6 protein-coding genes and 1 tRNA gene are annotated in these 5,185 nt (G+C 48.8%); 5 read left to right on the top strand and 2 right to left on the bottom strand.

Translation table 11 applies throughout. The annotated features are described in order from the left end of the window. Both NI21_RS0115480 and NI21_RS0115475 read right to left on the bottom strand, forming a co-directional pair. Positions 1-574: ABC transporter ATP-binding protein (locus NI21_RS0115480; RefSeq protein ID WP_033127111.1), on the bottom strand; the 574-nt coding region annotated here is incomplete at its 3' end. Further along, positions 571-939: a GntR family transcriptional regulator gene (locus NI21_RS0115475; RefSeq protein ID WP_033127110.1), complete on the bottom strand. Its 369-nt coding sequence runs from the start codon at positions 937-939 to the stop codon at positions 571-573. The genes NI21_RS0115475 and NI21_RS0115480, both read right to left, overlap by 4 nt. A 184-nt stretch (positions 940-1,123) precedes the next feature. Here NI21_RS0115475 and NI21_RS0115470 point away from each other — a divergent pair, with 184 nt between their 5' ends. From NI21_RS0115470 to NI21_RS0115450, 5 genes are all read left to right on the top strand, one after another. Then, a complete protein-coding gene (locus NI21_RS0115470; RefSeq protein ID WP_033127109.1) occupies positions 1,124-1,966 on the top strand; it encodes a fumarate hydratase in 843 nt (280 codons plus the stop codon). A 25-nt stretch (positions 1,967-1,991) separates the two neighbouring features. After that, positions 1,992-2,567 (top strand): Fe-S-containing hydro-lyase, encoded by a 576-nt coding sequence (locus NI21_RS0115465; RefSeq protein ID WP_330636907.1) that lies wholly within the window; start codon positions 1,992-1,994, stop codon positions 2,565-2,567. Between the two features lie 20 nt (positions 2,568-2,587). Next, entirely contained in the window at positions 2,588-3,301 is a 714-nt protein-coding gene (locus tag NI21_RS0115460; RefSeq protein ID WP_033127107.1) for a 1-acyl-sn-glycerol-3-phosphate acyltransferase, read from the top strand. Between the two features lie 12 nt (positions 3,302-3,313). Beyond that, a complete protein-coding gene (locus tag NI21_RS0115455; RefSeq protein WP_033127106.1) occupies positions 3,314-4,675 on the top strand; it encodes an MATE family efflux transporter in 1,362 nt (453 codons plus the stop codon). Between the two features lie 35 nt (positions 4,676-4,710). Then, positions 4,711-4,798, top strand: a tRNA-Ser gene (locus NI21_RS0115450). The last annotated feature ends 387 nt before the right edge of the window (positions 4,799-5,185 follow it).

Genomic DNA, 5,185 nt, shown 5'->3' with positions numbered 1-5,185 from the left:
CCTCTTCGATGAGGTGGGTGGAGATCACCGCCGTAAACGGCTCCTCGCTGTACTTTTCAATCAAAAGTCTGTAAAAGAGATCCCTGTGGTAGGCATCCAGTCCCAAAACCGGCTCGTCGAAAAAGACGTAGGGCACATTCACGGACAGGGCCAGCACATTTCGGAAGATGGACTGGTAACCGGTGGACAGGCTTTTGATCTTCTTTTTTATATTCAATTCAAACATTTCCGAAAGCTTCAGCGCATACTCCTCGTCAAAGGAAGGGTAAAAGGTCTTTGTCACCTTGAAGGCGTCCCTTACCCTCATGCTCTCCGGGTAAAGGTTCATCTCATTGATGAGGAACATTTTCCTAAGAGCCTCGTCGTTTTCCGCCGCGGGAACACCGTCCACTGACACATACCCCTCGTTCGGATATTTCCGGTTGCTGATGATATTGAGGAGAGTGGATTTGCCGGCTCCATTTCGCCCCAGCAGTCCGTAGATTTTTCCCTCCTCAAAGGTGAGGCTCACATTTCGCAGAGCCTGTGTGTCCTTAAAGGACTTGGATACGTTTTTTACTTCGATTCCTCTCATTTAGAAAACCCCCTCTCGATCATGGCAATGACATCCTCGCTTGTGATGCCAAGCCTCTTTGCCTCGTCCACAAGGCTGCTTATATAGTTCGCGTAAAAATGGTCCTGCCTCTTTTTTCTGAGCTTCTGTACAGCTCCCTCTGCCACAAACATGCCAACTCCCCTTTTCTTATAAATAATGTTGTCGTCCACAAGAAGATTGATGCCCTTGAGGGCTGTAGCCGGATTGATCTTATAATTCACGGAGAATTCCGTAATGGACGGAATCTGCGACTCCTCCGGAAAGGCCCCCGTGAGGATGCCGTCCTCAATTCCCTCCGCTATCTGGATAAAAATAGGCTTATCCTGGCCTGGATTGATATTCACTCCATAGACACCTCCTTAATTGGTGTTGTGGTTAATTAGTTGAGTAATTAACTATATATGTATTAAAGCATGAGGGTAGGAAAATGTCAATACTGGAATTGAAATATATGGATAAAGACAGTATACTAGTTAGGGAATATACGGGCGGAGGCGCCCTTACACTATTTACATTGGGAGGAAATCAATGCGGACAGTCCAGGTAAGTGAGATAACAGAAAACATTAAAGAAATGTGTATAGAGGCCAACCATTATCTGTCAGAGGATATGGAGGCTGTTATGAATCGCGCGGCAAAGACAGAGGCGGCGCCCCTGGGGAGACAGATATTAGCACAGCTCAGGGAAAATCTGGAGATTGCGGCCAAGGATATGATTCCCATCTGTCAGGACACGGGCATGGCGGTCGTCTTTCTGGAGATCGGCCAGGATGTGCACCTGGAGGGAGGACTTCTGGAGGATGCCGTAAATGAGGGTGTCTGCCAGGGATACACAGAAGGGTATCTGCGGAAATCTGTTGTGGGAGATCCTATCCTCAGAGAAAATACAAAGGACAATACACCCGCTGTCATCCATACAAGGATCGTGGCAGGGGATAAAGTAAAGATCAAGGTGGCACCCAAAGGATTTGGAAGCGAAAATATGAGCCGGGTTTTCATGCTTAAGCCTGCGGACGGTCTGGAGGGAGTGAAAAACGCCATTCTGACGGCTGTCAAAGATGCGGGCCCCAACGCCTGTCCGCCCATGGTTGTGGGCGTTGGCGTGGGAGGCACCTTTGAGAAATGTGCCCTCATGGCAAAGGAGGCGCTGACAAGGGACGCAGGCTCTCACTCTTCCATTCCGTGGGTGAAAGAGTTGGAGGAGGAGATGCTGGAGAAAATCAACTGTCTCGGCATCGGGCCGGGAGGACTGGGAGGAAGCACGACAGCCTTTGCGGTCAATGTGAACACCTATCCCACCCACATTGCGGGTCTGCCGGTGGCTGTGAACATCTGCTGTCATGTAAACCGGCATGTAGTGAGAGAAATATAGGAGACGGAATATAAAAGCTGGTCATATACAAAGAAACAGGAGAGCGGAAAATATGGAAAAACATATGAATGTGCCAATGACAAAGGAAGAGGCAGCAGGGCTTAAATCCGGGGACTATGTGTATCTTACAGGTACCATATACACGGCCCGGGATGCAGCACACAAGAGGATGGACGAGACCCTGGACAGAGGGGAAAAGCTTCCTCTTGATATAAAGGATCAGGTTATCTATTACATGGGCCCTTCCCCGGCAAGGGAAGGCCGTCCCATCGGGTCAGCAGGCCCTACAACGGCCAGCCGGATGGACAGGTACACTCCCAGGCTTCTTGATCTGGGACTTGGAGCCATGATCGGAAAAGGAAAGAGGACCCAGGATGTGATGGATGCCATCGTGCGCAACGGCTGTGTCTATTTTGCGGCGGTGGGCGGAGCAGGCGCCCTTCTGTCGAAATGTATCAAAAAATCAGAGGTGATCGCCTACGATGATCTGGGAACAGAGGCCATACGCCGCCTGGAGGTGGAGAATTTCCCGGTCATCGTCGTCATTGACAGCCAGGGAAATAATCTTTACGAGACGGCCATCAGAGAATACAGGAAATAAAATAGAAGGAGCTAACGATAATGAAAAGGATATTACTAATGATCTTCCGGAACATCCTCCTCGTTCCGTACGCGTGGTGCAAGCTCTGCTATCACGCGGCACACACAGAAAAATATACGGATGAGGAGCAGTACGCCCTTCTGAAATATATCACCCTACGGGCAAACCGGGGCGGCAATGTAAAGATCGCCTCCTTTGGAGTGGAAAATCTTCCGAAAGAGAACGGATTTATGTTTTTCCCTAATCACCAGGGACTTTACGATGTGCTGGCCATCATTGAGGCCTGCCCCAGACCCTTTGCCGTGGTGGCGAAAAAAGAAATTGGAAACATCCAGTTTTTAAAGCAGGTTTTTGCCTGTATGAAGGCCTATATGCTGGACAGAGAGGATGTGCGCCAGGCCATGCAGGTCATCATCCACGTGACAGAGGAAGTGAAAAAAGGACGCAACTATCTGATTTTTGCGGAGGGAACACGGTCAAAGAACGGCAACCATCCCGGGGAGTTCAAGGGAGGCAGCTTCAAATCTGCCACAAAGGCCAAATGCCCTATTGTCCCGGTGGCCCTTATCGATTCCTTCAAGCCCTTTGACGCTAATACCATTAGCCCGGTCACAGTCCAGGTACATTTCCTGGAGCCCATGTACTATGAGGAGTACAAGGATATGAAGACCACAGAGATAGCGGCGGAGGTGAAGAAGCGGATCGAGGCGGTTATCAGTCAGTATGCGAAATAAAAGGGGATTAATATGTCTGTAAAAACAGATGCTTCCCGGCAGATCACGGAGGGAGTTATATGGAAGCAGCTTCTTATTTTCTTCTTCCCGATCATGCTGGGGAGTTTTTTTCAGCAGCTTTATAATACAGTAGATACAGTGGTAGTAGGGCAATTTGTGGGGAAAGAGGCGCTGGCTGCGGTAGGCGGCTCCTCCGCTCAGATAGCCAGTCTTGTGGTGGGTTTTTTCACAGGCCTCTCCTCAGGGGCATCCGTCATTATTGCTCACTTTTTCGGTGCGAGAGACAGAAGATCTGTCAGCAGGGCTGTACACAATGCGTATGTACTGGCCGTGGCAGGAGGAATTGTCTTGACGGCAGCAGGCATTTTCCTGACTCCATCCATGCTGGAATGGATGAATACACCTGGGGAGATCATGGGGGATGCGATCCTCTATCTGCGCATTTATTTTGGGGCTCTCACCTTTACCTTCATATATAATATGGGCTCCAGTATACTGAGGGCGGCGGGAAATTCACGTACGCCCCTCTACTATCTGATTATCTGCTGCTTTGCAAATATTGTGCTGGACATTGTGTTTGTGGCTGGACTTGAGATGGGCGTGGCGGGAGCTGCCGCAGCTACATTTCTCTCCCAGGCGCTCAGCGCGGTTCTCATTACGATCCGGCTGGCCAGGGACAGAGGGGCGCTGCGGATCACACTGAAGAGGATGCGCTTTACATGGTCTATTCTCTTCTCACAGCTTCAGCTTGGGATACCGACAGCAGTGGAGTCTATCCTGTTTGCCATTACAAATATAGCCATCCAGGCGGCGCTGAATACCTTTGGAACAGACACGGCAGCAGCCTGGTCCGCCTTTGGAAAGATGGATGCTGTGTTCTGGATGGTCAGCACCTCCTTCGGCATAGCCATCACCTCCTTTGTGGGACAGAACCACGGCGCAGGAAAGAAGGACAGAGTAAAAAAGAGCACAAAGATCTGCCTTCTCATGGATTTTGCTGTGTCCACTGTCATTGTGATCCTGCTGGTGGCAATGAGGACTCCTCTTTTCCGTATGTTCACGTCCGATCAGAATGTCATAGAGATTGGGAGTCGGATGGTGCTTCTCATCACCCCGTGGTATGTGGTCTACGTGTTCATCGAAGTGTTGGCGGGTGCTATGAGGGGCGTGGGAGACGTTCTCGTACCTATGATCATCACGCTGGTTGGAATTTGCCTTCTCCGGATTGCCTGGCTTGTGGGAGCCATGGAAATAGCGCCTACTATCAATGCCATTATATTCAGCTATCCGGTAACTTGGATACTGACAGCGCTTGCTTTTATCCTATATTACAGTAGAAAAGCGTTTTTGGAGAATAAGAAAAAAATACGTTGACAATCATGCGGGGGTTTAGTATAATAACTTCTGCTGGAGAAATACTCAAGAGGCCGAAGAGGCGCCCCTGCTAAGGGTGTAGGTCGGGCAACCGGCGCGAGGGTTCGAATCCCTCTTTCTCCGTTAGGCAAAAACTGCTGAGAAGCTCAGTGGTTTTTTGTTTGCCTTATTGAAGAAGGAAAACAATGGAATATATTGTGTTTCTTCTATTGTAAATATACTATCGATTGAGTGTTGAGAAAAAATAAAAAAACTTCAAAAAAAGTATTGACACAGAAGAAAAGAGATGGTATTATATTTAAGCTGACTCGCGAGAGACAGCAAAAGACAAAAAGAACCTTGATAACTGAACAATAGACAACGACCCTGAAAATTTCTAAGAGAAATATTCAGAACGGAAATCAGACCGAGCAAAAGCGAAGGTCTGATGCCAACAGTAAATAACGGGATAGGAAAGCTAGTAGTTTTCCTGACCGAGAGAGAACTTTTTTACGAGAGTTTGATCCTGGC

The organism is Eubacterium sp. ER2 (assembly GCF_000765215.1).
GTDB lineage: Bacteria > Bacillota > Clostridia > Lachnospirales > Lachnospiraceae > Claveliimonas > Claveliimonas intestinigallinarum.
The sequence above is the reverse complement of the archived record's forward strand: the minus strand, read 5'-3'. Positions and strand labels throughout refer to the sequence as shown.